Here is a 24238-nt window from a genome sequence, read left to right as displayed (position 1 = left end):
GTGCCATCTGCCCGCGGTGTAGGCCGCACGCCTCTCGATGGTCTGAAAAAGATGCTGGATAATAAAGCATGACCCGCTTGACGGCTAGCGCCGTCGGAGACCCTTGCAATGCCTGACCAAGATGTACGTTTGCAACACCTGAAAGTTTGGCTCGATGAGCAGTTGGCAATTCTCTATGCAGAGCAGGGCTGGGGTTCCGTCCCCCCGGCCACGTTGACGGCGGCCAGTAGCGATGCGAGTTTCCGACGCTATTTCCGCTGGGAAGGCGAGGGCAAAAGCTTCATCGTGATGGACGCGCCTCCGCCCCAGGAAAACTGCAAACCCTTCGTGGATATCGCCTTTTTGCTAGCGAAATCCGGAATTAATGTGCCGAAAATCTATGCCGAAGACCTCGAGCGTGGTTTTCTTTTGCTCAATGACTTGGGCAACAAGACTTACCTGGACGTGATCGATCGCGAAAACGCCGACGATTTGTTCAAGGATGCTCTGCAAGCGCTGCTGGCTTTTCAGCAATTGCCGATGGTTGCACCGCTGCCAGGTTATGACGTGGCGTTGCTGCGTCGCGAGCTGGAATTGTTTCCGCAGTGGTACGTGAAACGTGAGCTGGGCATCGAGTTCGATTCCGCTCAGCAGATGCTCTGGCAGCAGGTCACCGACGTGCTGATCGAGAGTGCCCTGGCCCAGCCGAAAGTGCTGGTGCATCGCGATTACATGCCGCGCAACCTGATGCTCAGCGAGCCGAATCCCGGCGTGCTGGATTTCCAGGATGCGGTCTATGGCCCCGTGACCTACGATGTAACTTGCCTGTTCAAGGACGCTTTCCTCAGCTGGCCCGAAGAACGAGTACGCGGCTGGCTGGAGGACTATTGGCAGCAAGCGGGCACGCTAGGCATTCCGGTGCAGTCCGACTTTGAGGATTTCCTGCGCGCCAGCGACTTGATGGGCGTGCAGCGCCACCTGAAAGTGATCGGCATCTTCGCTCGCATCTGTCATCGTGACGGCAAGCCGCGCTACCTGGCCGACGTACCGCGGTTCTTTACTTATATAGATGCGGTGGTCGCCCGTCGTCCCGAGTTGGCGGGACTGGATGTGTTGCTACTGAGTTTGCGCGCTGGAGCGAATGCATGAAGGCAATGATTCTGGCGGCGGGGAAAGGTGAGCGCATGCGCCCGTTGACCCTGACGACACCAAAACCGCTGGTTCGCGCAGGCGGTGTGCCGCTGATCGAGTATCACCTGCGCGCGCTGGCCGCTTGCGGCTTTACCGAGATCGTGATCAACCATGCCTGGCTCGGCCAGCAAATCGAAGACTATTTGGGTGATGGTTCGCGCTATGGCGTGAGCATTCAGTATTCGCCGGAAGGTGAGCCGCTGGAAACCGGTGGCGGCATTTTCCGCGCGTTACCGTTGCTGGGTGACAACGCCTTCATGGTGGTCAACGGTGACATCTGGACCGACTACGATTTCAGCGTATTGCGCCAGCCGATCGCCGGACTGGCTCATCTGGTGTTGGCGGACAACCCGGCTCACCACCCGACTGGCGATTTCAGTCTCGTCGACGGGCGGGTCCACGACGGTCAGCCGGACACCTCCAACCTGACCTACAGCGGTATTGCCGTCCTTCATCCGCACCTGTTTGAAGGGTGTGCTGCCGGAGCGTTCAAGTTGGCGCCCCTGTTGCGTACGGCGATGGCGCAGGGGCAAGTGACGGGCGAGCACCTGAACGGGCATTGGGTGGATGTCGGCACTCACGAGCGTCTCGCTGAAGTTGAAACTCTGATAGAAGCGAGTCGCTGACATGCTGTGGCCAGGGACTCTGATTGGAGCCGGAGCAGGCTTTGCGATAGCCAGCATTCCGGGGGCCATGCTCGGCGCATTACTGGGGCACGCGCTGGATCGGCATCTGCGCCTGCAGAGCTGGGGGCATTTGCGTGAAAGGCTCGGCGGTCCCCCAGTGCTACGCAACGATGAACTGTTGTTCGTGTTGCTGGGGCGGCTAGCCAAGTGCGATGGACCGGTAGTGGATGGCCATATTCAGCAGGCCCGTCAGGAAATGCACTCGCTGGAAATGAATGAACATGCGCAGCGCCGGGCGATTGCCGCGTTCAATCGCGGCAAGTCGGGAAAAGATCGGCTGCGCGGTTATCTGCGGCGGTTAAGTGCTCAGCCTTTTGCGGCTGAAGGCGTTTTGCGCGCCTGCTGGCGGATGGTGTGGGCGGATGGTCGTGCGGGGAGCATTGAGCTTGAACTGATCGCGCAATGGGGGAAATGGCTGGGTTGGACGCGACATCAAGTACAAGCACTGGCGACGGACTACGAACCGCAGAAGCGCTCATTGGTTGGCAACGCGCCGACCTATCAGGATGCCTTGCGGCTTTTGGGCGTGTCAGCCACCACAGAGCCTGCGCAGATCAAGCGTGCCTATCGGCGCCTGCTGAGTCGTCATCACCCGGATAAAATTGCCGGCAGCGGTGCGACGGCGTTGCAGGTTCGCGAGGCTACCGATAAGACGCGCGAACTGCATAACGCCTATAAGCTGATTCGTGATCGACGGAATTTTCGATAGCGGCAATGATTAGTGTTGCCAGTGAAGCCGCCTTCGCGAGCAGGCTCGCTCCCACAAGGGGGATGCATTTCCAACTGTGGGAGCGAGCCTGCTCGCGATGAGGGCGACGCGGTCTATCAGTTCCCCGCAGGTTGAGGATTCAACCAACCACGCACCCGGCGAACCAGTTGTTCTTGCTCTGCCTTGGCATCACCCGGCAATGCCTTCAGAGATACCTGGCTGAACGCTGACGTCTTCAAGCGCTTGCTGGCTTGCAGGCGTTCCAGCGCCGCGTTGCGATCCAGCGGTCTGTCCATGTAGAAGAGGTCGGCGGTCGGCAGTCTTAATGTCGGTGTCAGTTCCGCCAGCGCGGGCAGTGCTGTCACCGGCGTCTGCGCCGCAACCATCACGAACTTTTCCACTTGCGATGGTTGCTTCTCGCTCAAATACCGCGCGGCCCAGTAAGCACCGGTGCCATGACCCAATACGACAATGCTGTGAGCACTCTGCTGTTCGGCGAAGGCAATGGCCGCATCAATGCGAGCAAAAATTCGCTCGGCATCGGCCTTGGCCTGTTCCTCGGTGGTTGCGGCGATCGCTTTGTCCGCCACATCCGCTTCACCGCCGGCAGCTTGCTCGATGGGGGCTGCGGTGGTCGAATCCTTGCTGCCGGTGCTCGCGGCTTTGGGGGCGGGTGCCACTTCGACGACGCGTGGCGAAATGGCATCGCTTTGCAGGTCCGGCAAGGTGATACTCAGGCTGCTCCACTTGATGTCTGGTAATTGGCGGCGCAAAGGACCGATTGCTTGCGGCCAGTCAGCGGTTTCGCCGGCGCCAGGGATGATAATCACCACGCCTTTGGGGTCGGCGGTGTTGGCCGGTTTCCACAAGGCGAGGAATGTGTCGGCGCCCGCTTGTAAGGGTTGCTGTTCCTGAACGGGGATTTTTCGCTCAAGTGCGCTCGCTTCTTCCTGACTACGCTCAAGCAGCGGCTGGCGTTCGGCTGGCTTTTCTTCTGCGGTTTTTTCCACAGTGGCCGGTGTCGGGACGGCCGCCTCGACGGAAAAGGCGCAAGGCAGGATCAGCGACAGACACAATGCTGGCAGTGCCAGGCGGTAGACAGGGGGCATCGGATATTCCAGGCCAGAAGTTATTCCGGCAGCCTAATGGGTTGGTCAGTATTTGTCAGTGTGTGAGACTTCAATGATGCGTTTTCGCTGCCTGTGGGTTATCGGCTGTTTGTGGTTTCCCTTGATGGGCTGGGCGGCTGGCGCGTCACCGGCGCATGTCGCGCAATTGTCCGCCGACCAGCAGCAATGGCTGGCGCAACATGATGAGTTGCGGGTCGGGCTGGTGTTGCAAGCGCCTTACGCCCAGTACGATCGCCGTTTACAGCGCCTGTCCGGGGTCAACGTTGAGCTGATGAAATGGCTGGCCAAGGCGCTTAAGGTCGAACTGAGTTGGCGCAATTACCCCGACCTCGCACAATTGGAAGCCGCTGCGCGCGAGGGTGAAATCGACATCGCGCCGGGACTGACCCAAACCCCCGGTGGTCTGCGCTTGTGGCAGTTTTCCGACCCGTATATGCGGGTGCCGCATCTGGTGGTCAGTGATCAGAAAAGCACCGGCGCGGTAGAGCTGGAAAAACTCGACAGCCAGACCCGTGTCGCCGTGCGCATGCCCAGTACCACCGCCGACTACCTGCGCAGCACTTATCCGCGCCTGAACCTTCAAGGCGTACCCAGCGAGCGCCAAGCCTTGCAGCTGCTGCTCAGTCAGCAGGCCAGTTATGCCGTGGTCGATGAGGCGCAGTTGGGGCGGCTTTCCATCGAGCCCGAGTTTTCCGAGCTGGTGGTGGTCGGCGATATTGGCCTGCCGCAACTGCTGCGCGTTGCCACTCGCCGGGACTGGCCAGAACTCGCGGGCATCATCGCAAACGCCCTGCGAGCCATCCCGGCCAAGGAACTGGAGCAATTGCATAGCCAATGGCTGCAACCCAAATATCCAAGGCTCACCGATTCCCCGGTTTTTTGGAAAAACCTTTGTCTACTAATGGTGGTGTTGGTGTTGAGCAGCATGGCCATCGTCATCTGGCAGCGTCGGCAGCAGCACAGTCTGGAGCAACGACTGCTGGCGGCGCGGGCGGACATTGCCCTGCGTGCGGCCAGCGAAGAAGCGTTACGCCTTACCCAATTTTCCATCGATCAAAGTACCGTCGGCATCCTCTGGGTCAACTGGGACAGCCATGTGCGTTACGCCAACCGTGCGGCGGAAACCATGCTGGGTTATTCGGCGGGAGGGATCATCGACCGGCCACTGATCGACTTCGAACCTGGTCTGCATATGGACCGCTGGTTGAACCTGTGGAAGCGCGCCCGTGCCAGCGATGACGGCCCGCCAAGTTTCGAAACCAACTGTGTGCGTGCGGACGGCAGCATCCTGCCAACGGATGTTTCGTTGAGCTTCTTGCGATTTCGCGGTGGCGAATACCTGGTGGTTTACCTCAATGACGTCACCGAGCGTCGTCGCGCATTGGCCGCGTTGCAGGAAAGCGAAGCGCGGCTGCAAGGGATCGCTGCCAACGTTCCAGGATTGGTCTTTCGACTGGAGCGGGCGCCGGTGACAGGGCAAATCGATTTTGCCTACATCAGTGAAGGCAGCGAGAGCCTGTCGGGGTATTCGCCGGCCACCCTGGCCCATCGCGACAAAGGCCTGCGCAGCCTGGTGCATCCAGATGACAAGGCCAGTTATCACCAAACGCAGGACCATGCGCTGGATACCGACAGTGACTGGTCCTGGCAGGGACGGATTCTCACCCGTTCGGGCGAGCAACGCTGGGCGGAAATCAAAGCCATCACTCGCCGGCTTGAGGACGGCACCTATGTCTGGGACGGTATCGTCTGGGACATCAGCGAGAGCAAGCGCATCGAACTGGAACTGGCCAGCTCCCGGGAACAGTTGCGTGAGTTGTCGGCTCATTTGGAGAGCGTCCGGGAAGAGGAAAAGGCCCGAATTGCCCGGGAAGTTCACGACGAACTCGGTCAAATGTTGACCGTGCTGAAGCTGGAAACGTCGATGTGCGAACTGGCCTACGCTCAGCTCGACCCCGGTCTGAACGAGCGCCTGAACAGCATGAAGCGCCTGATCGCTCAGCTGTTTCAGCTGGTGCGCGACGTGGCCACGGCTTTGCGCCCACCCATTCTCGACGCCGGGATCGCTTCGGCCATTGAATGGCAAGCCCGTCGTTTCGAGGCGCGCACGCAGATACCGTGCCTGGTGCAGGTGCCGGACAATTTACCGGCACTCAGCGATGCCAAGGCGATTGGCTTGTTCCGGATCCTTCAGGAAGCGCTGACCAATGTCATGCGCCATGCTCAGGCGCATACTGTTGAACTGACCCTGGTACTGGAAGGCAACGAGTTGTGCCTGACCGTCAGCGATGACGGCGTAGGATTTGTCGCCAGCACTGGCCGGCCAACATCCTTTGGGGTTGTGGGCATGCGCGAGCGGGTACTGATCATGGGCGGTCAGTTGTCGCTTGAAAGCGAGCCGGGTGAAGGCACGACGCTGAGTGTGCGAGTGCCGTTGGATGTGGCCTGATGAGCATGTGTTGACTGTACTTATGCCTTCGCGAGCAGGGGTTTTGGGCAGGGGCACAAATCTCTGACACACCTCAATCACTGTAGGAGCGAGCTTGCTCGCGATAGATCTTGAATCTGGAGAAGTCTGTGATCCGTGTACTGGTAGCCGAAGACCACACCATCGTTCGCGAAGGCATCAAGCAGTTGATTGGTCTGGCCAAGGACTTGCTGGTGGTGGGGGAGGCAAGCAATGGCGAGCAGTTGCTTGAGACGCTGCGTCATGTGCCCTGCGAAGTGGTGTTGCTGGACATCTCCATGCCCGGGGTCAATGGCCTGGAGGCTATTCCGCGGATTCGCGCGTTGAACAATCCGCCAGCGATCCTGGTGCTGTCGATGCACGACGAAGCGCAGATGGCCGCGCGCGCGTTGAAAGTCGGCGCTGCCGGTTATGCGACCAAGGACAGCGACCCGGCGCTGCTGCTGACCGCGATCCGCAAAGTGGCTGCGGGCGGGCGTTACATCGACCCGGACCTGGCCGATCGCATGGTTTTCGAAGTCGGCCTGACCGATTCGCGGCCGCTGCATTCGTCGCTCTCGGAGCGTGAATTCTCGGTATTCGAACGCCTGGCCCAGGGCGCCAACGTCAACGACATCGCCCAGCAACTGGCCTTGAGCAGTAAGACCATCAGTACCCACAAGGCGCGGTTGATGCAAAAACTCAACATCACCTCCCTGGCGGAACTGGTGAAGTACGCGATGGAACACAAACTGCTCTAAAGTTCACCGATCTACCCTTGTGGGAGCGAGCCTGCTCGCGAATGCGGTGCATCAATCGACATGTCTTTGCCTGATCCAACGCTTTCGCGAGCAGGCTCGCTCCCACCGGTTTTCCATGGCATGTCCATTTGCGACATGCCTACAACACTGCTTTTGCCCGTTCTTGTGGCCTGTAGCTTCAAGCTCACCACTGCCCCTATCCAATCCCGCCATCCTTGTAGGGCAATCCCTACCCCCAACCTTCCATATGGCTGAGGCCATTCTCTCCTGCGCCCCGATTTGCGTGCTCCCTCGCGTCCACTAGGCTTAGTCCACAGCAGTCATCAACAACAAAGGTGTGGGTATGAGCCAGGTCGATTCAAACGTAGGGGCCAGTGACATTCTGGTTAGCTTTCGTGGAGTGCAAAAAAGCTACGACGGCGAGAACCTGATCGTCAAAGACCTCAACCTGGAAATTCGCAAAGGCGAATTTCTCACCTTGCTCGGGCCGTCCGGCTCCGGCAAGACCACCAGTCTGATGATGCTCGCCGGTTTCGAAACACCGACCGCAGGCGAAATCCAGCTGGCCGGGCGCTCCATCAACAACGTGCCGCCGCACAAGCGTGACATTGGCATGGTGTTCCAGAACTACGCCTTGTTCCCGCACATGACGGTCGCCGAGAACCTTGCGTTCCCGCTGACCGTGCGCGGATTGAACAAGAGCGACGTCAGTGACCGGGTCAAACGTGTTCTGAGCATGGTTCAGCTCGACACCTTCGCCCAGCGTTATCCGGGCCAATTGTCCGGTGGTCAGCAGCAGCGTGTGGCTCTGGCCCGCGCCCTGGTGTTCGAACCACAACTGGTGCTGATGGACGAACCCCTCGGTGCACTCGACAAACAATTGCGCGAACACATGCAGATGGAGATCAAGCATCTGCACCAGCGACTGGGCGTGACGGTGGTCTACGTGACCCACGACCAGGGCGAAGCCCTGACCATGTCCGACCGGGTTGCCGTTTTTCATCAGGGTGAAATCCAGCAGATCGCGCCGCCTCGTACGCTCTACGAAGAGCCGAAAAACACCTTCGTCGCCAACTTCATCGGCGAGAACAACCGCCTCAACGGTCGCTTGCACAGTCAGACCGGTGATCGCTGCATCGTCGAGCTCGGTCGCGGTGAGAAGGTTGAAGCCCTGGCAGTCAACGTCGGCAAGACCGGCGAACCCGTCACGCTATCGATTCGACCGGAGCGCGTGAGCCTCAACGGCTCCAGCGAGTCCTGCGTCAACCGCTTCTCCGGGAGGGTGGCGGAATTCATCTATCTGGGCGACCACGTCCGGGTTCGCCTGGAGGTCTGCGGCAAGACTGACTTCTTTGTGAAACAACCGATTGCCGAGCTTGATCCCGCGCTCGCCGTCGGCGACGTGGTACCGCTTGGCTGGCAGGTCGAACACGTTCGCGCGCTCGACCCACTTTTAGAGGCGAACTGATCGCCCCCTGCTACACCAACCCTGCACGTGGAGAGAACAATAAATGTTGAGATCCCTGAAATTCACCGCTTTGGTCATGGGCATGATCGGCGCGGCACACGCAATGGCGGCGGGCCCGGACCTGACCGTGGTGTCCTTTGGCGGAGCGAACAAGGCGGCGCAGGCCAAAGCCTTCTACGCACCGTGGGAAGCGGCGGGTAACGGCAAGATCGTGGCGGGCGAGTACAACGGCGAAATGGCCAAGGTCAAAGCCATGGTCGACACCAAGAGCGTGTCCTGGGACCTGGTGGAGGTTGAATCGCCTGAGCTGTCTCGTGGTTGCGACGAAGACATGTTCGAACAACTCGACCCTGCGCTGTTCGGCAAATCCGAAGATTATGTCAAAGGCGCCATCCAGCCTTGCGGCGTGGGCTTCTTCGTGTGGTCGACCGTGTTGGCCTACAACGCCGACAAGCTGAAATCCGCACCGACCAGTTGGGTGGATTTCTGGGACACCAAGAAATTCCCGGGCAAGCGCGGCCTGCGTAAAGGCGCCAAGTACACCCTGGAATTTGCACTGATGGCTGACGGCGTTGCGCCCAAAGACGTCTACAAGGTTCTGGCGAGCAAGGATGGTCAGGATCGCGCATTCAAGAAACTTGATGAGCTCAAGCCAAGCATCCAGTGGTGGGAAGCCGGCGCACAGCCGCCGCAATACCTCGCCTCCGGTGACGTGGTCATGAGCTCGGCCTACAACGGCCGGATTGCTGCCGTGCAGAAAGAAAGCAACCTGAAAGTCGTGTGGAACGGCGGTATCTACGACTTCGACGCATGGGCCATTCCTAAAGGTCTGGACAAGACACGCTCTGAAGCGGCGAAGAAATTCATCGCTTTCTCGGTGGCGCCACAACAGCAAAAGACCTACTCGGAAAACATCGCCTACGGCCCTGCCAATATCCAGGCCGTACCATTGCTGTCCAAGGATGTCCTGAAGGACATGCCGACCACCCCGGAAAACATCGCCAACCAGGTGCAGATCGACGTCAGCTTCTGGGCTGATAACGGCGAGCAACTGGAACAGCGTTTCAATTCCTGGGCAGCAAAATAACCACAGTCCAATGTGGGGAGCGAGCCTGCTCGCGAAAGCGATGGGTCAATCAACAAAGATGTTGAATGTGATGCCCTCTTCGCGAGCAGGCTCGCTCCCACAAGTTGCGGTGTTCCAACACAACAGAGGCGGTTCGCCGCCTCTGTAACGATCAAAGATTTCCGGAGTACGCCATGGCTATCGCCGTTCCCCTGAACGCGGGCACTGACCCCACCTTGAAGCAGCGGCTCAAGCACGCCGAGCGGATCAACCGCTGGAAGGCTCAAGCCTTGATCGCGCCGTTGGTGCTGTTTCTGTTGCTGGTGTTCCTGGTGCCAATCGTGGCGCTGCTCTACAAAAGTGTCGGTAACCCGGAAGTGGTCGGCGGCATGCCGCGCACTGTGACGGCTATCGCCAGTTGGGACGGCCGAGGCCTGCCCGCTGAACCGGTGTATAAAGCGGCCAGCGAAGACCTCGCTGAAGCCCGCAAGAATCAAAGCCTGGGCGACCTGTCCAAGCGCTTGAACATGGAGTTGGCCGGCTATCGCAGTCTGCTGACCAAAACCGCCCGCGCCTTGCCGTTCGCCACTGAACCGGCCTCCTATAAAGAAGCGCTGGAAGGGCTCGACGAGCGCTGGGGTGACCCGGCCTATTGGCAAGCGGTGCGCCGCAACACCAGCAGCATCACGCCTTACTACTTGCTGGCGGCGGTCGATCATCGGATCGACGATCTTGGTGAAATCGCCCCGGCCACGCCCGATCAGGCGATCTACCTCGACATCTTCGCCCGCACGTTCTGGATGGGCCTGATCATCACCGTGATCTGCCTGTTGCTGGCTTACCCGTTGGCTTATCTGCTGGCGAACCTGCCATCGCGCCAAAGCAACTTGCTGATGATTCTGGTGCTGCTGCCATTCTGGACTTCGATCCTGGTGCGAGTTGCGGCGTGGATCGTGCTGCTGCAATCAGGCGGGCTAATAAACAGTGGCCTGATGGCCATGGGCATCATCGATAAGCCGCTGGAGCTGGTGTTCAACCGCACCGGGGTTTACATCTCCATGGTGCACATCCTGCTGCCGTTCATGATTCTGCCGATCTACAGCGTAATGAAAGGCATCTCGCCGACCTACATGCGTGCGGCGATTTCCCTTGGTTGCCACCCGTTCGCCAGCTTCTGGCGGGTGTACTTCCCGCAAACCTACGCCGGTGTCGGCGCCGGTTGCCTGTTGGTGTTCATTCTCGCCATCGGCTACTACATCACCCCGGCATTGCTGGGCAGCCCGAACGATCAGATGGTCAGTTACTTCGTCGCCTTCTACACCAACACCAGCATCAACTGGGGCATGGCGACCGCACTCGGTGGGCTGCTGCTGTTGGCGACCGTGGTGCTTTATCTGATTTACAACTGGCTGGTCGGCGCCAGTCGCCTGCGCCTGAGCTAAGGGGAGAATGAAATGCTGAGTCCTTATATGTCGCCCATCGAGCGGGTGTGGTTCTACAGCTTGCGGATCCTCTGCGGCCTGATTTTGTTGTTCCTGATTTTGCCGGTGCTGGTGATCATTCCGCTGTCGTTCAACTCGGGCAGCTTCCTGGTGTACCCGCTGCAAGGCTTTTCGTTGCACTGGTATCAGGACTTCTTTGCCTCCGCCGAGTGGATGCGTTCGTTGAGGAACAGCATCATCGTTGCCCCGGCGGCAACGGTACTGGCAATGCTGTTCGGTACGCTGGCGGCGATTGGTCTGACGCGTGGCAACTTCCCGGGCAAAGCGCTCGTGATGGCGCTGGTGATTTCGCCGATGGTGGTGCCGGTGGTGATCATCGGTGTGGCCAGTTATCTGTTCTTTGCTCCGCTGGGGTTTGGCAACAGCTTTATCTCGCTGATCGTGGTGCATGCGGTGTTGGGTGTGCCGTTTGTAATCATCACCGTGTCAGCGACGTTGCAGGGGTTCAACCAAAACCTGGTGCGCGCCGCTGCCAGCCTCGGTGCTTCGCCGCTGACCGCGTTCCGTCGGGTGACCTTGCCGCTGATTGCGCCGGGTGTGATTTCGGGGGCGTTGTTTGCGTTCGCGACCTCGTTCGATGAGGTGGTGGTGACGCTGTTTCTCGCAGGTCCCGAACAAGCGACCTTGCCGCGGCAGATGTTCAGCGGCATCCGCGAAAACCTCAGCCCGACCATCGCCGCCGCGGCGACCCTGCTGATTGCCTTCTCGGTGATCCTGCTGCTGACCCTGGAATGGCTGCGCGGGCGCAGCGAAAAACTGCGCACCGCTCAGGTCTGAAGCCCCACACCGACCCATTGTGGGAGCGAGCCTGCTCGCGAAGGCGGAGAGTCAGTCGACATCAACGTTGAATGTCCATCCGCTTTCGCGAGCAGGCTCGCTCCCACAGTTGTTTTGTGTGGTAGTTGAGATGTTCGGTCATTCATTGGCTGAATAGCAGACAAACCCCAATCCCCAGCTAATCTTGTGCCCAGCTCCCCCATCGATAAGAGGCTGCGCACATGAGTCTTTCCTCTTTCAAAATCGCTCACAAACTGATCACCGGCGCAGGTGCCATCGAACAATTGGCCGCTGAGCTGACGCGTCTGGACATCGACAACCCGCTGATCGTCACCGATGCCGCACTGGTCAAGTCCGGCACAGTCGAGCTGGCGCTGGCGCAGTTGGGCGACCGAACCTATGAAATATTCGACCGTGTGCTGCCAGACCCGGAAATCGCCATCGTCGAAGACTGCATGCGGGTCTACCGCGAAGGCGGGCATGACGGGTTGATTGGCCTGGGCGGCGGCAGTGCCATCGATATCGCCAAAAGCGTGGCGGCCTATGCCGGTTACCACGGCGCGCTGGAAGATTTGTTCGGTATCGATCAGGTCCCTCGCAAAGGTCCGCCGCTGATCGCCATCCCGACCACCGCGGGCACCGGCTCGGAAGTGACCAACGTCGCGATCCTCTCCGACAAGGTCGCGCAGTTGAAGAAAGGCATCATCAGCGACTATCTGTTGCCGGACGTGGCGCTGGTCAGTCCGCAAATGACCCTGACGTGTCCGCGCAGTGTCACCGCCGCCAGTGGCGTCGATGCGCTGGTGCATGCCATCGAATCCTACCTCTCCGTCAATGCCTCGCCGATCACTGACGCCCTGGCCATCGGCGCTATCAAGTTGCTCACCAAGGCGCTGCCCAAGGCCTACGCCAACCCATCGAACCTGCAAGCCCGCGAAGACATGGCCACCGCCAGCCTGATGGCCGGCATGGCGTTCGGCAATGCCGGGGTCGGGGCGGTGCATGCGCTGGCGTACCCGCTCGGCGGGCGGTTCAACATCGCCCATGGCGTCAGCAACGCCTTGTTGCTGCCGTATGTCATGACCTGGAACAAGATGGCCTGTGTCGAGCGCATGCAGGATATTGCCGAAGCCATGGGGGTGCAGACCGCTCATCTGAGCGCTAACGAAGCGGCCGACAAAGCCGTCGAGGCAATGACCGCGTTGTGCGCAGCGGTGGAAATCCCGCCGGGCCTGCGCAGTTTCGGCATTCCCGAGGACGCGATTCCGGCGATGGCCTTGGAGGCCGCGGGGATCGAGCGCCTGATGCGCAACAATCCGCGCAAATTGAGCGCGATTGATATCGAGAAGATCTACCGAGCGGCCTACTGATCATCGCGGCCACAGTGCGCGGGCCAAAGCATGAGGTATACAATGCGCGCCATCGTGATTCTGCTCAAAAAAGGTGCGTCATGCAGCCCTTCGTCATTGCTCCGTCGATTCTCTCCGCCGACTTCGCCCGCCTGGGTGAAGAAGTGGACAACGTCCTGGCCGCCGGCGCCGACTTCGTGCACTTCGATGTCATGGATAATCACTACGTGCCAAACCTGACCATCGGCCCGATGGTCTGCGCCGCGCTGCGTAAATATGGCGTAACCGCGCCTATCGATGCACACCTGATGGTCAGCCCGGTGGATCGCATCGTCGGTGACTTTATCGAAGCCGGCGCGACCTACATCACTTTCCACCCCGAAGCTACGCAGCACGTTGACCGTTCGCTGCAACTGATCCGCGAAGGCGGCTGCAAGTCGGGTCTGGTGTTCAACCCGGCGACCCCGCTGGACGTGCTCAAGTACGTGATGGACAAGGTCGACATGATCCTGTTGATGAGCGTCAACCCTGGCTTCGGCGGGCAGAAGTTCATCCCCGGCACCCTCGACAAGCTGCGTGAAGCGCGTGCGCTGATCGATGCGTCCGGCCGTGACATTCGCCTGGAAATCGATGGCGGTGTGAACGTGAACAACATTCGTGAAATCGCTGCGGCTGGCGCTGATACCTTCGTGGCCGGCTCGGCAATCTTCAATGCACCGAACTACCAGGAAGTGATCGAGAAGATGCGTTGCGAACTGGCGCTGGCTCGTCCATGAGTGGCTTTGAGCAGTTGTTTCCGGGGCGCCTGCCGCGGCTGGTGATGTTCGATCTGGATGGCACGCTGATCGATTCGGTCCCCGACCTGGCAGCGGCGGTGGATAACATGCTGCTCAAACTCGGGCGTAAACCGGTCGGCATCGAATCGGTGCGTGACTGGGTGGGTAATGGCGTGCACATGCTGGTGCGCCGGGCGTTGGCCAACCATATCGACGCCGAGGGTGTCGATGAGGTTGAGGCCGAGCATGCCCTGACGTTGTTCAACGGCTTTTACGAGGACGGTCACGAGCTGACGGTGGTTTACCCCGGCGTACGTGACACCCTCAAATGGCTGAACAAACAAGGCGTGGAAATGGCCCTGATCACCAATAAGCCGGAGCGCTTTGTCGCACCGCTGCTGGATCAGATGAAAATCGGCCGTTACTTCAAATGGATCATTGGTGGCGACACCTTGCCACAGCAAAAGCCCGATCCGGCCGCGCTGTTTTTCGTGATGAAAATGGCCAACATCCCGGCTTCGCAATCGTTGTTCGTCGGCGATTCGCGCAGCGACGTGCAGGCGGCGAAAGCGGCGGGGGTCAAATGCGTGGCGCTCAGTTACGGCTATAACCACGGCCGACCGATTGCCGAAGAGTCGCCAGCGCTGGTGATCGACGATTTACGCAAGCTAATTCCCGGTTGCCTGGATCCGGCCGCTGAGATAACGTTGGCCGACGCTGTTCAATCCCCTCCTGGAAACTCCATCGTGGTGGTCACTCGCAAACTCTGGATGAAAGTCATCAAGGCCCTGGCCCGCTGGCGTTGGCGCGCCTGACTTGTTCCTGGCCGGCATACCGGCGCGTTTGCATACCTGACTGTTAGACCCTCAAGCCACGAGGCTACCCCATGATCCGTGAAGAATTCCTGCGTTTGGCCGCTGCCGGCTACAACCGCATTCCGCTTGCCTGCGAAACCCTGGCCGACTTCGACACGCCGCTGTCGATCTACCTGAAACTGGCCGACGAGCCTAACTCCTATCTGCTCGAATCCGTTCAGGGCGGGGAAAAATGGGGCCGTTATTCGATCATCGGCCTGCCGTGCCGTACCGTGTTGCGCGTTCATGATCACCATGTGAGCGTGACCCACGACGGCATCGAGATCGAAAGCCACGAAGCTGAAGATCCGCTGGCTTTCGTCGAAGCGTTCAAAGCCCGTTACAACGTCCCGACCATTGCCGGCCTGCCGCGCTTTAACGGCGGCCTGGTGGGCTACTTCGGTTATGACTGCGTGCGCTATGTGGAGAAGCGTCTGGGCAAGTGCCCGAACCCGGATCCGCTGGGCGTGCCGGACATTCTGCTGATGGTTTCCGACGCGGTGGTGGTCTTCGACAACCTCGCCGGCAAAATGCACGCAATCGTTCTGGCCGACCCGTCGCAGGACGACGCCTTTGAGCAAGGTCAGGCGCGCCTGGAAGAGCTGCTGGAAAAACTCCGCCAGCCGATCACGCCACGCCGTGGCCTGGACTTCAGCAAGCAGCAATCGGCCGATCCGGTGTTCCGCTCCAGTTTCACCCAGGACGATTACGAAAAAGCCGTCGACACTATCAAGGAATACATCCTGGCTGGCGACTGCATGCAAGTCGTGCCGTCCCAGCGCATGTCGATCGACTTCAAGGCGGCGCCCATCGATCTGTACCGGGCGCTGCGTTGTTTCAACCCGACGCCTTACATGTACTTCTTCAACTTCGGTGACTTCCATGTCGTCGGCAGTTCGCCAGAAGTATTGGTGCGGGTCGAAGACAACCTGATTACCGTGCGCCCGATTGCCGGCACTCGCCCACGCGGAGCCAATGAAGAAGCTGACTTGGCGCTGGAAAAAGACCTGCTGTCCGACGACAAGGAAATCGCCGAGCATTTGATGCTGATCGACCTGGGCCGTAATGACACGGGTCGGGTCTCGGAAATCGGTTCGGTGAAACTCACCGAGAAAATGGTCATCGAGCGTTACTCCAACGTGATGCACATCGTGTCCAACGTCACGGGCCAATTGAAGGCGGGGTTGACGGCGATGGACGCACTGCGGGCGATTCTGCCGGCGGGCACCTTGTCCGGTGCGCCGAAGATCCGCGCGATGGAAATCATCGACGAACTGGAACCGGTCAAGCGTGGTGTCTACGGTGGCGCGGTCGGTTATTTCGCCTGGAACGGCAACATGGACACCGCCATCGCCATTCGTACTGCCGTGATCAAGAACGGCGAACTGCATGTGCAGGCCGGTGGCGGCATCGTCGCCGACTCGGTGCCGGCGCTGGAATGGGAAGAAACCCTGAACAAGCGTCGCGCAATGTTCCGCGCGGTGGCTCTGGCTGAACAAACTCCGCAAAGCTGACCGATGAACGCGACCCGTATGACATGCCGCTTTGCCTGACAAAGCGCTGGACGCTGCGGGTCACTCATTCGAAAGCTGTATTTAAAGTCAGTGAATTCAAGAGGTTTTAAGCCATGTTGCTGATGATCGATAACTACGACTCCTTTACCTACAACGTTGTGCAGTACCTTGGTGAGCTCGGCTCCCAGGTCAAAGTCGTGCGCAACGATGAGCTCACCATTGCTGAAATCGAAGCCCTCAACCCTGAGCGGATCGTCGTCTCTCCTGGTCCTTGCACCCCGACCGAAGCCGGCATTTCAATCGAAGCGATCAAGTATTTCGCCGGCAAACTGCCGATTCTGGGCGTGTGCCTTGGCCACCAGTCCATTGGCCAGGCCTTTGGCGGCGATGTGGTCCGTGCCCGTCAGGTCATGCACGGCAAGACCAGCCCGGTGTTCCACGAGGACAAAGGTGTCTTCGAAGGTCTGAATCACCCGCTGACGGTCACCCGTTATCACTCGCTGATCGTCAAGCGCGAAACCCTGCCGGATTGCCTGGAGCTCACCGCCTGGACCCAGCTCGAAGACGGTTCGGTCGACGAGATCATGGGGCTGCGTCATAAGACGCTGAACATCGAGGGTGTGCAGTTTCACCCTGAGTCGATCCTGACCGAGCAGGGGCACGAACTGTTCGCCAACTTCCTCAAACAAACCGGCGGCACGCGCTAAGGACGTTCCATGAATATCAAGACAGCCCTGAGCCGTATCGTCGATCAGCTCGACCTCAGCACCGATGAAATGCGCGATGTGATGCGCGAAATCATGACCGGGCAATGCACGGATGCGCAGATCGGCGCATTCATGATGGCCATGCGCATGAAGAGCGAAAGCATCGACGAAATCGTCGGCGCCGTGTCGGTCATGCGTGAGCTGGCGGACAAAGTCGAACTCAAGACCCTCGACGGCGTCGTCGATGTGGTCGGCACTGGCGGTGATGGTGCGAACATTTTCAACGTGTCGACCGCTTCGTCTTTCGTCGTCGCAGCGGCCGGTTGCACCGTCGCCAAGCATGGTAACCGCGCCGTTTCAGGTAAGAGCGGCAGTGCCGACTTGCTGGAGGCAGCCGGTATCTACCTCAACCTGACCCCGATTCAGGTAGCACGTTGCATCGATAACGTCGGTATCGGCTTCATGTTTGCCCAGACCCATCACAGTGCCATGAAGTACGCTGCCGGCCCGCGTCGGGAGCTTGGCCTGCGCACCCTGTTCAACATGCTCGGCCCGCTTACGAATCCGGCCGGTGTTAAACATCAGGTGGTGGGTGTGTTCAATCAGGCGCTGTGCCGGCCATTGGCCGAAGTCTTGCAGCGCCTGGGCAGCAAACACGTGCTCGTCGTGCATTCGAAAGATGGCCTGGACGAGTTCAGTCTGGCGGCGCCGACGTTTGTCGCGGAGTTGAAGAATGACCAGGTCACCGAGTATTGGGTCGAACCGGAAGACTTGGGCATGAAGAGCCAGAGCCTGCACGGCCTGGCGGTGGAAAGCCCGGCGGCCTCCCTTGAGTTGATCCGCGATGCCTTGGGCAAGCGCAAGACCGAGAACGGTCAGAAAGCTGCCGAGATGATCGTGCTCAATGCCGGGGCCGCGCTGTACGCTGCCGACCATGCCACCAGTTTGAAGGAAGGCGTTGCCCTGGCGCACGATGCGCTGCACACAGGCCTCGCTCGGGAAAAACTTGAGGAGTTGGGTGCATTTACCGCGGTATTCAAAGTGGAGAATGAGGGATGAGTGTACCGACGGTTCTGGAAAACATTCTGGCGCGCAAAGTCCAGGAAGTTGCCGAGCGTAGCGCCCGTGTAACGCTGGCGGAGCTGGAAAGTCTGGCCAAGGCGGCTGATGCGCCCCGTGGGTTTGCCAAGGCACTGTTGGCTCAGGCCAAGCTCAAGCAGCCTGCGGTCATTGCTGAAATCAAGAAAGCTTCGCCGAGCAAAGGCGTGATTCGCGCGAACTTCGTGCCTGCCGACATCGCCAAGAGCTACGAGAAGGGCGGCGCGACGTGCCTGTCGGTGCTCACCGATATCGATTTCTTCCAGGGTGCGGATGTGTATCTCCAACAGGCTCGCGCGGCGTGCAAACTGCCGGTGATTCGCAAGGATTTCATGATCGATCCGTATCAGATCGTCGAAGCCCGTGCCCTGGGTGCGGACTGCGTGCTGTTGATCGTCTCCGCACTGGATGACGTGAAAATGGCCGAGCTGGCCGCCGTTGCAAAAAGCGTCGGCCTCGACGTGCTGGTGGAAGTTCACGATGGCGACGAGCTGGAGCGGGCCTTGAAAACCCTCGACACTCCGTTGGTCGGCGTGAACAACCGCAACCTGCACACCTTCGACGTCAGCCTGGAAACTACGCTTGATCTGTTACCGCGTATCCCTCGTGATCGTTTGGTGATCACGGAAAGCGGCATTCTTAATCGGGCCGATGTCGAGTTGATGGAAATCAGCGATGTGTATTCGTTCCTGGTCGGCGAGGCATTCATGCGCGCCGAAAGTCCGGGTACTGAACTGCAGCGCTTGTTCTTTCCAGAGCGTGGGACTGCGGTGAGCGGCTCGACACTCGACTGAAACAGCTTCGCGAGCAGGCTCGCTCCCACAGTTGATCGCGAACTACTGTGGGAGCGAGCCTGCTCGCGAAGGCGGCATAAGAAGCACCACAGACTTCATGTCCTACGGAATACCTTATGGCCTCATCTACTTTATTGACCGTCGAAGCCGGCCTGCTCGCCGAACAGGATCTATTGGCATCCGTTTGCACCGGCGACTCAGAGTTTGGTCTGCTGTTCTGGCAACCCAGCGATCGGGCATTAGTCATGCCGCGACGGTTGAATCGCCTGCCCGGCTTCGAGGCGGCCTGTGAGGTGTCGGCAGCAGCGGGCTGGCCAGTGCTGCTGCGCGAAACCGGCGGTGAGCCGGTGCCGCAATCGACCTCGACGATCAACATCGCACTGGTTTACGCACCACCGCGTAGCGAGGGGGATCAGAATCGGATCGAAACCGCTTATCGGCGGCTCTGTGATCCGATTTGTCAGCTGCTGGATGAGCTGGGCGGTGTTTCCTCGTTGGGTGAGGTGGATGGCGCATTCTGCGATGGCCGTTTCAACGTCAACCTCGACGGGCGCAAGATGGTGGGCACTGCTCAGCGCTGGCGTCAGAGCAAGGGTGGTTCGCGCCCGGTCGGGTTGGTGCACGGTGCTTTGTTGCTGGATAACGAACGCGAATCGATGGTTGCGGCAGTCAATCGTTTCAATGAGGCCTGCGGACTGGAGCAGCGTGTTCGCGCCGAGAGCCACATCGCCCTGCATGAAAAATTTGCCGCGCCTGACGCACTGGGCCGCCTCGACGCGCTCTATCGCCAATTGCTGGCGGACATGTTCGGGGCGTAGTTTTCGAGCTTAGCGCGTACCGAAGACCACCATTGTCTTGCCTTTGACGTCCACCAGGTTGCGTTCTTCCAGATCCTTGAGCACGCGGCCGACCATCTCACGCGAGCACCCGACAATCCGCCCGATTTCCTGACGGGTCACCTTGATCTGCATCCCGTCGGGATGTGTCATGGCGTCTGGCTGCTTGCACAGTTCCAGCAAGCAGCGAGCCACGCGGCCAGTGACGTCGAAGAACGCCAGATCGCCAACCTTGCGGGTAGTGTTACGTAGGCGCTGTGCGATTTGTCCGCTAAGCACGTAAAGAATGTCCGGATCTTGCTGGGACAATTCGCGGAATTTCGCGTAGCTGATTTCCGCGACTTCGCATTCGATCTTTGCGCGCACCCAGGCACTGCGTTCCTGTTCCATACCGGCCTGTTCAAACAAGCCCAGCTCACCGAAAAAGTCGCCGGAGTTCAGGTAGGCAATGATCATTTCCCGGCCGTCGTCATCCTCGATCAGAATGGTGACCGAGCCTTTGATGATGAAGAACAGCGTCTCCGAGCGGTCGCCGGCACAGATGATGTTGCTCTTGGCCGCATAGCGACGGCGCTGGCAGTGCATCAACAGCTTGTCGAGGTTCTTGATTTTGGGGGTGGGGGCAATAGCAACCATGGTTGTGTCCCGAAATGACTGCGCGGTGTGTTTGGTTTTTTTATGAGTCGCTGAGACTGCTACGTTGCTGGCTATGCGCCAGCGAATTGGCGCCAGCTTACCAGACACTTCCTGCAATATTCGAACATTTACCTACGGCGCTGACGGATATGTCCCAGGAAGGTGAAGCGCTGCCATTGCGGGGCCCTGTGCTAAGCTGGCGACCCTTTTTTATACAGTGGAGTCTTGGCGATGAAGGCACGCATCCAATGGGCTGGCGAAGCCATGTTCCTCGGCGAATCCGGCAGCGGTCATGTCGTAGTCATGGACGGTCCGCCCGAGGCCGGTGGACGCAATCTGGGTGTCCGGCCGATGGAAATGCTCCTGCTGGGTGTCGGCGGTTGCAGCAATTTCGATGTGGTCAGCATCCTCAAGAAGTCTCGCCAGGCCGTCGAGAGCTGTGAAGCCTTCCTCGAGGCCGAGCGCGCGACCGAAGATCCTAAGGTTTTCACCAGGATCCATATGCATTTCGTGGTCAAAGGCCGGGCGCTGAAAGAAGCCCAGGTCAAACGCGCCATCGAGCTGTCCGCCGAGAAGTATTGCTCGGCCTCGATCATGCTCGGCGCTGCGGGTGTAGAGATTACCCACGACTACGAAATCATCGAACTCGGTTGAATCGACATTCAACTATCATAAAAGCAATGCAGACTCTGGCGATCCCAAGCTGACGTCTGCATAATGCGCCACTTTTTTCAGGGTAGTGGCCCGTCCACCGACAGGCCGCACGCCCGAACAGACAACCAAAATCGCCATCGCGAAGAGGTGTTAACCGTCCTACGCAGGTGCGGCGTTCGCATCTGACGGGCATGCTTGATCACGCGGCTCGGGCCGCAATACATAGAGAGTTTTTAACGGTGAAAAGCAAACTCAAGCTCCACGGGTTCAATAACCTGACAAAGACCTTGAGCTTCAACATCTATGACATCTGCTACGCGGAAACCCCGCAAGACCAACAGGCTTACGTCGAGTACATCAATAAAGAGTACAACGCGAAGCGCCTGACGCAGATCCTCACAGAAGTTGTCGATATCATTGGTGCCAATATCCTGAACATCGCCAGTCAGGACTATGAACCCCAGGGTGCCAGCGTCACGATTCTGATCTCCGAAGAGCCGGTGACACCTACCGACAGTCAGATCGAAGAGTCCCCGGGCCCGCTGCCTGAAATTATCCTGGCCCACCTCGACAAGAGCCACATCACGGTACACACCTACCCGGAAATCCATCCGGTGGACGGTATCGCGACATTCCGTGTGGACATTGACGTGTCGACTTGTGGCGTCATTTCACCGCTTAAGGCACTGAACTTCCTGATTCACCAGTTCGATTCGGACATTGTGACCGTGGATTATCGTGTGCGCGGTTTCACCCGTGACATTGAAGGCAAAAAGCACTTCATCGACCACGAGATCAACTCGATCCAGAACTATCTTTCCGAAGACACCCGCGACGGTTACCAGATGACTGACGTGAACGTGTATCAGGAAAATTTGTTCCACACCAAAATGCTGCTGAAGAACTTCGAACTGGACAACTACCTGTTCGGCGACGCGACCACCAGCCTGTCCTCTGAGCAACGTGTCCAGGTGACCGAGCGTGTGAAACACGAAATGCTGGAAATCTTCTACGCGCGCAACGTGCCGAGCTAAGATTTTCGATGTGACAAAAAAAGGCGACTACTTTGCGGTAGTCGCCTTTTTTATGGCCGTCGCAGCCCCTTGTAGGAGCGAGCTTGCTCCGGGCGGCGCTCCGACGATAGACGTAAACGATAACGCGTGTTTCCTGGATAAGCGCGTCGTCCTCAGGTCCATCGCGAGCGAGCTCGCTCCTACAGACCAGGTCAGATCCGATAAGTACTCTTGGTCATCACCTTGGCCATCAGACTCATGCCGAACTTCACCGGTGCCGGGAAGCGGAAGCCGCCAGCCTCCAGCGCGCTTTCGGCGTGATGTTCTTCATCGATGCGCATCTGCTCGAGGATCGCCCTGGACTTTTCGTCCGCGGCCGGCAGTTGTTCAAGGTGTTCGTTCAGGTGTTTGCACACTTGATGCTCGGTGGCAGCAACGAAACCGAGGCTGACTTTGTCGCTGATCAACCCGGCGACCGCGCCAATCCCGAACGACATACCGTAGAACAGTGGATTAAGGATGCTGGTGTGGCTACCCAACTGCTGGATACGTTGTTCGCACCAGACCAAATGATCGATTTCTTCTTCGGCGGCATGTTCCATGGCCGCACGCACTTGCGGCAGCTTGGCGGTCAGGGCTTGCCCTTGATACAGCGCCTGGGCACAGACTTCGCCGGTATGGTTGATGCGCATCAGACCGGCGACGTGCCGGGTGTCTTCGTCGCTCATTTGCGCATCCGGCTGCACGATAGCGGGGGACGGACGGTACGGCTGGCCACTGAAAGGCAGCAAGGTACGCATTGCGGCATCGGCTTGCAGCAGAAGACGGTCAATCGGCGAGTAGTGACGTTGGGTAGTCATGCTGACCTCCGGGAAGAATCTCGGCGGCCAGTTTAACCCAATCGGCCGAGGGAAGGTTTGCGCCGGGTCACTGCTCTCAATTGATTCAATATTGTAGGAGCGAGCTTGCTCGCGAAGATGGTACACCCCACACATTATCTGTGGCTGGACGACCATCGCGAGCAAGCTCGCTCCTACAGGGGGGCGCGATGAATCAGCCCGGTGGCCAATGCATCTGACGTTGACCGAGCACATGCATATGAATGTGATAGACGGTCTGCCCACCTTCTTCATTGCAGTTCATGACCACACGGAAACCCTTCTCGCAACCCAACTCCAGGGCCAGACGCTGGGCGGTGAACAGAATATGCCCGGCCAGTGCCTTGTCTTCCTCGGTGAGGTCATTAAGGGTGCGCACCGGTTTTTTCGGCACCACCAGAAAATGCACGGGTGCCTGTGGGGCGATATCGTGGAAGGCCAGTACCTGGTCGTCCTCGTAAATGATCTTCGCCGGGATTTCCCGGTTGATGATCTTGCTGAACAGAGTATCCACAGCTGTTTTCTCCGTTGTTTGGGCTGGCCTGAGTGTAACCATGGGCTATGCCCGAGCCCAGCCTTTTACCTTGAGGTTTGATCAGCGCGGGCAGTAGGCCTTGTTGGCCATGCCGGCAATTGTCCGGGTCAGCCACCGCGAGCCGAGCCGCGGCAGGAAGGCGCGCCAGCGGTTGCGTCGGCCAGGAATGATGATGGCGCGATTTTTCTCCAGGGCCCGCACGGTGTAGAGCGCGACTTCTTCAGGGCTCATCAGCATTTTGCTGTCGACCAGTTTGTCAGTGTTCAATTGGGCCGTTTGGAAAAATGCGGTGCGGGTAGGGCCAGGACAGAGTACCGACACCTTGATCGCGCACTTCTTCAGCTCGACACGCAGTCCTTCGGAAAAGTGCAGCACATAAGCCTTGCTGGCGTAGTAAGTGCTCATCCAGGGACCGGGATGGAACGCCGCCACCGAGGCGACATTCAGAATCTGCCCGCCACCCTGCAACGCCATGCTGTTGCCGATGGCGTGACACAGGCGAGTGAGCGCGAGGATGTTTAGCTCGATCAGGTCCTGCTCGGTCATCCAGTCCTGGGCCAGGAAGGGGCCGCAGGTGCCGATGCCGGCGCAGTTCACCAGCAAGTCGATCTGCCGATCACCTTCTTCCAGTTCCAGCAGAAATCCGGACAGCCGCAATGGTTCGCCAAGGTCGCAGGCACGGAATAACACTTCCACGCCAAAACGTTGAGTCAATTCAATCGCAATACTTTCCAGCTGATCACGCTGTCGGGCCACCAGAATCAGGCTGCGGCCACGGCGGGCCAGCGCTTCGGCCATTGCCAGGCCGATGCCGCTGGAAGCGCCAGTGATCAGAGCGTAACGGGTCATGCAGTTCTCCATCGCAACAGCTCCGCGCCG

General features: G+C 59.1%; 24 protein-coding genes. 19 read left to right on the top strand and 5 right to left on the bottom strand.

The window, feature by feature from the left end:
- Positions 1-108: 108 nt before the first annotated feature.
- Genes AC1MDT_RS19510 through AC1MDT_RS19500 form a run of 3 tightly spaced genes read left to right on the top strand, consistent with a single transcriptional unit; the run spans position 109 to position 2565 of the window.
- Positions 109-1128, top strand: a complete 1020-nt coding sequence (locus AC1MDT_RS19510; RefSeq protein WP_480418534.1) for an aminoglycoside phosphotransferase family protein — start codon at positions 109-111, stop codon at positions 1126-1128.
- Positions 1125-1796 carry an N-acetylmuramate alpha-1-phosphate uridylyltransferase MurU gene (gene murU / locus AC1MDT_RS19505; protein WP_480418533.1) on the top strand — a complete coding sequence of 224 codons (672 nt, stop codon included), beginning with the start codon at positions 1125-1127 and terminating at the stop codon, positions 1794-1796. Before AC1MDT_RS19510 ends, murU begins: the two co-directional genes overlap by 4 nt.
- A 1-nt stretch (position 1797) precedes the next feature.
- Positions 1798-2565: a DnaJ domain-containing protein gene (locus AC1MDT_RS19500; protein WP_480418532.1), complete on the top strand. Its 768-nt coding sequence runs from the start codon at positions 1798-1800 to the stop codon at positions 2563-2565.
- A gap of 116 nt (positions 2566-2681) precedes the next feature.
- Here the strand turns inward: AC1MDT_RS19500 and AC1MDT_RS19495 are convergent, their stop codons facing one another.
- A complete protein-coding gene (locus tag AC1MDT_RS19495) occupies positions 2682-3674 on the bottom strand; it encodes an alpha/beta hydrolase family protein (RefSeq protein WP_480418531.1) in 993 nt (330 codons plus the stop codon).
- 73 nt (positions 3675-3747) lie between these two features.
- Between AC1MDT_RS19495 and AC1MDT_RS19490 the strand changes: the two genes are divergently transcribed.
- From AC1MDT_RS19490 to AC1MDT_RS19425, 14 genes are all read left to right on the top strand, one after another.
- Positions 3748-6144, top strand: a complete 2397-nt coding sequence (locus tag AC1MDT_RS19490; RefSeq protein ID WP_480418530.1) for a PAS domain-containing sensor histidine kinase — start codon at positions 3748-3750, stop codon at positions 6142-6144.
- A gap of 128 nt (positions 6145-6272) precedes the next feature.
- A complete protein-coding gene (locus AC1MDT_RS19485) occupies positions 6273-6902 on the top strand; it encodes a response regulator (protein WP_201116024.1) in 630 nt (209 codons plus the stop codon).
- Between the two features lie 343 nt (positions 6903-7245).
- Positions 7246-8370, top strand: coding sequence for an ABC transporter ATP-binding protein (locus AC1MDT_RS19480; protein ID WP_201116025.1), 1125 nt, complete (start codon positions 7246-7248; stop codon positions 8368-8370).
- Between the two features lie 43 nt (positions 8371-8413).
- A complete protein-coding gene (locus AC1MDT_RS19475; RefSeq protein ID WP_480418529.1) occupies positions 8414-9457 on the top strand; it encodes an ABC transporter substrate-binding protein in 1044 nt (347 codons plus the stop codon).
- A 173-nt stretch (positions 9458-9630) separates the two neighbouring features.
- Positions 9631-10878: an ABC transporter permease gene (locus AC1MDT_RS19470; protein WP_201116027.1), complete on the top strand. Its 1248-nt coding sequence runs from the start codon at positions 9631-9633 to the stop codon at positions 10876-10878.
- Between the two features lie 12 nt (positions 10879-10890).
- A complete protein-coding gene (locus AC1MDT_RS19465) occupies positions 10891-11715 on the top strand; it encodes an ABC transporter permease (protein ID WP_480418528.1) in 825 nt (274 codons plus the stop codon).
- Between the two features lie 221 nt (positions 11716-11936).
- Positions 11937-13085, top strand: a complete 1149-nt coding sequence (locus tag AC1MDT_RS19460) for an iron-containing alcohol dehydrogenase (protein ID WP_480418527.1) — start codon at positions 11937-11939, stop codon at positions 13083-13085.
- 80 nt (positions 13086-13165) lie between these two features.
- Entirely contained in the window at positions 13166-13840 is a 675-nt protein-coding gene (gene rpe / locus AC1MDT_RS19455) for a ribulose-phosphate 3-epimerase (protein ID WP_480418526.1), read from the top strand.
- Positions 13837-14655: a phosphoglycolate phosphatase gene (locus AC1MDT_RS19450; protein ID WP_480418525.1), complete on the top strand. Its 819-nt coding sequence runs from the start codon at positions 13837-13839 to the stop codon at positions 14653-14655. Before rpe ends, AC1MDT_RS19450 begins: the two co-directional genes overlap by 4 nt.
- A gap of 71 nt (positions 14656-14726) precedes the next feature.
- A complete protein-coding gene (gene trpE, locus AC1MDT_RS19445) occupies positions 14727-16208 on the top strand; it encodes an anthranilate synthase component I (RefSeq protein ID WP_480418524.1) in 1482 nt (493 codons plus the stop codon).
- 113 nt (positions 16209-16321) lie between these two features.
- Positions 16322-16915 (top strand): aminodeoxychorismate/anthranilate synthase component II, encoded by a 594-nt coding sequence (locus AC1MDT_RS19440; RefSeq protein WP_201116032.1) that lies wholly within the window; start codon positions 16322-16324, stop codon positions 16913-16915.
- Between the two features lie 9 nt (positions 16916-16924).
- Entirely contained in the window at positions 16925-17974 is a 1050-nt protein-coding gene (trpD, locus tag AC1MDT_RS19435) for an anthranilate phosphoribosyltransferase (RefSeq protein ID WP_480418523.1), read from the top strand.
- Positions 17971-18807, top strand: coding sequence for an indole-3-glycerol phosphate synthase TrpC (gene trpC, locus AC1MDT_RS19430; RefSeq protein WP_480418522.1), 837 nt, complete (start codon positions 17971-17973; stop codon positions 18805-18807). The genes trpD and trpC overlap by 4 nt, the downstream gene beginning before the upstream one ends.
- Before the next feature lie 116 nt (positions 18808-18923).
- The gene (locus AC1MDT_RS19425) at positions 18924-19625 is read left to right on the top strand and encodes a lipoate--protein ligase family protein (protein ID WP_480418521.1); all 702 of its coding nucleotides are present in this window, start codon (positions 18924-18926) and stop codon (positions 19623-19625) included.
- Positions 19626-19634: 9 nt separating this feature from the next.
- Here AC1MDT_RS19425 and crp read toward each other — a convergent pair whose 3' ends face one another.
- A complete protein-coding gene (gene crp, locus AC1MDT_RS19420; protein WP_480418520.1) occupies positions 19635-20279 on the bottom strand; it encodes a cAMP-activated global transcriptional regulator CRP in 645 nt (214 codons plus the stop codon).
- 231 nt (positions 20280-20510) lie between these two features.
- On the opposite strand from crp, the gene AC1MDT_RS19415 reads away from it, so the two are divergent.
- Together AC1MDT_RS19415 and speD are read left to right on the top strand one after the other, a co-directional pair.
- The gene (locus AC1MDT_RS19415; protein ID WP_480418519.1) at positions 20511-20933 is read left to right on the top strand and encodes an OsmC family protein; all 423 of its coding nucleotides are present in this window, start codon (positions 20511-20513) and stop codon (positions 20931-20933) included.
- Positions 20934-21172: 239 nt separating this feature from the next.
- On the top strand, positions 21173-21967 hold the full coding sequence (gene speD, locus AC1MDT_RS19410; RefSeq protein ID WP_480418518.1) for an adenosylmethionine decarboxylase: 795 nt from the start codon (positions 21173-21175) through the stop codon (positions 21965-21967).
- Between the two features lie 191 nt (positions 21968-22158).
- Here speD and coq7 read toward each other — a convergent pair whose 3' ends face one another.
- From coq7 to AC1MDT_RS19395, 3 genes are all read right to left on the bottom strand, one after another.
- Complete coding sequence (coq7, locus tag AC1MDT_RS19405) at positions 22159-22806, bottom strand: 2-polyprenyl-3-methyl-6-methoxy-1,4-benzoquinone monooxygenase (protein WP_414909202.1); 648 nt, start codon at positions 22804-22806, stop codon at positions 22159-22161.
- A gap of 193 nt (positions 22807-22999) precedes the next feature.
- The gene (locus AC1MDT_RS19400; RefSeq protein WP_414909201.1) at positions 23000-23338 is read right to left on the bottom strand and encodes a histidine triad nucleotide-binding protein; all 339 of its coding nucleotides are present in this window, start codon (positions 23336-23338) and stop codon (positions 23000-23002) included.
- Between the two features lie 81 nt (positions 23339-23419).
- Positions 23420-24208 (bottom strand): SDR family NAD(P)-dependent oxidoreductase, encoded by a 789-nt coding sequence (locus AC1MDT_RS19395; protein ID WP_480418517.1) that lies wholly within the window; start codon positions 24206-24208, stop codon positions 23420-23422.
- Between the last annotated feature and the right edge of the window lie 30 nt (positions 24209-24238).

It is taken from the genome of Pseudomonas sp. ASL7 (assembly GCF_056680375.1).
The sequence above is the reverse complement of the archived record's forward strand: the minus strand, read 5'-3'. Positions and strand labels throughout refer to the sequence as shown.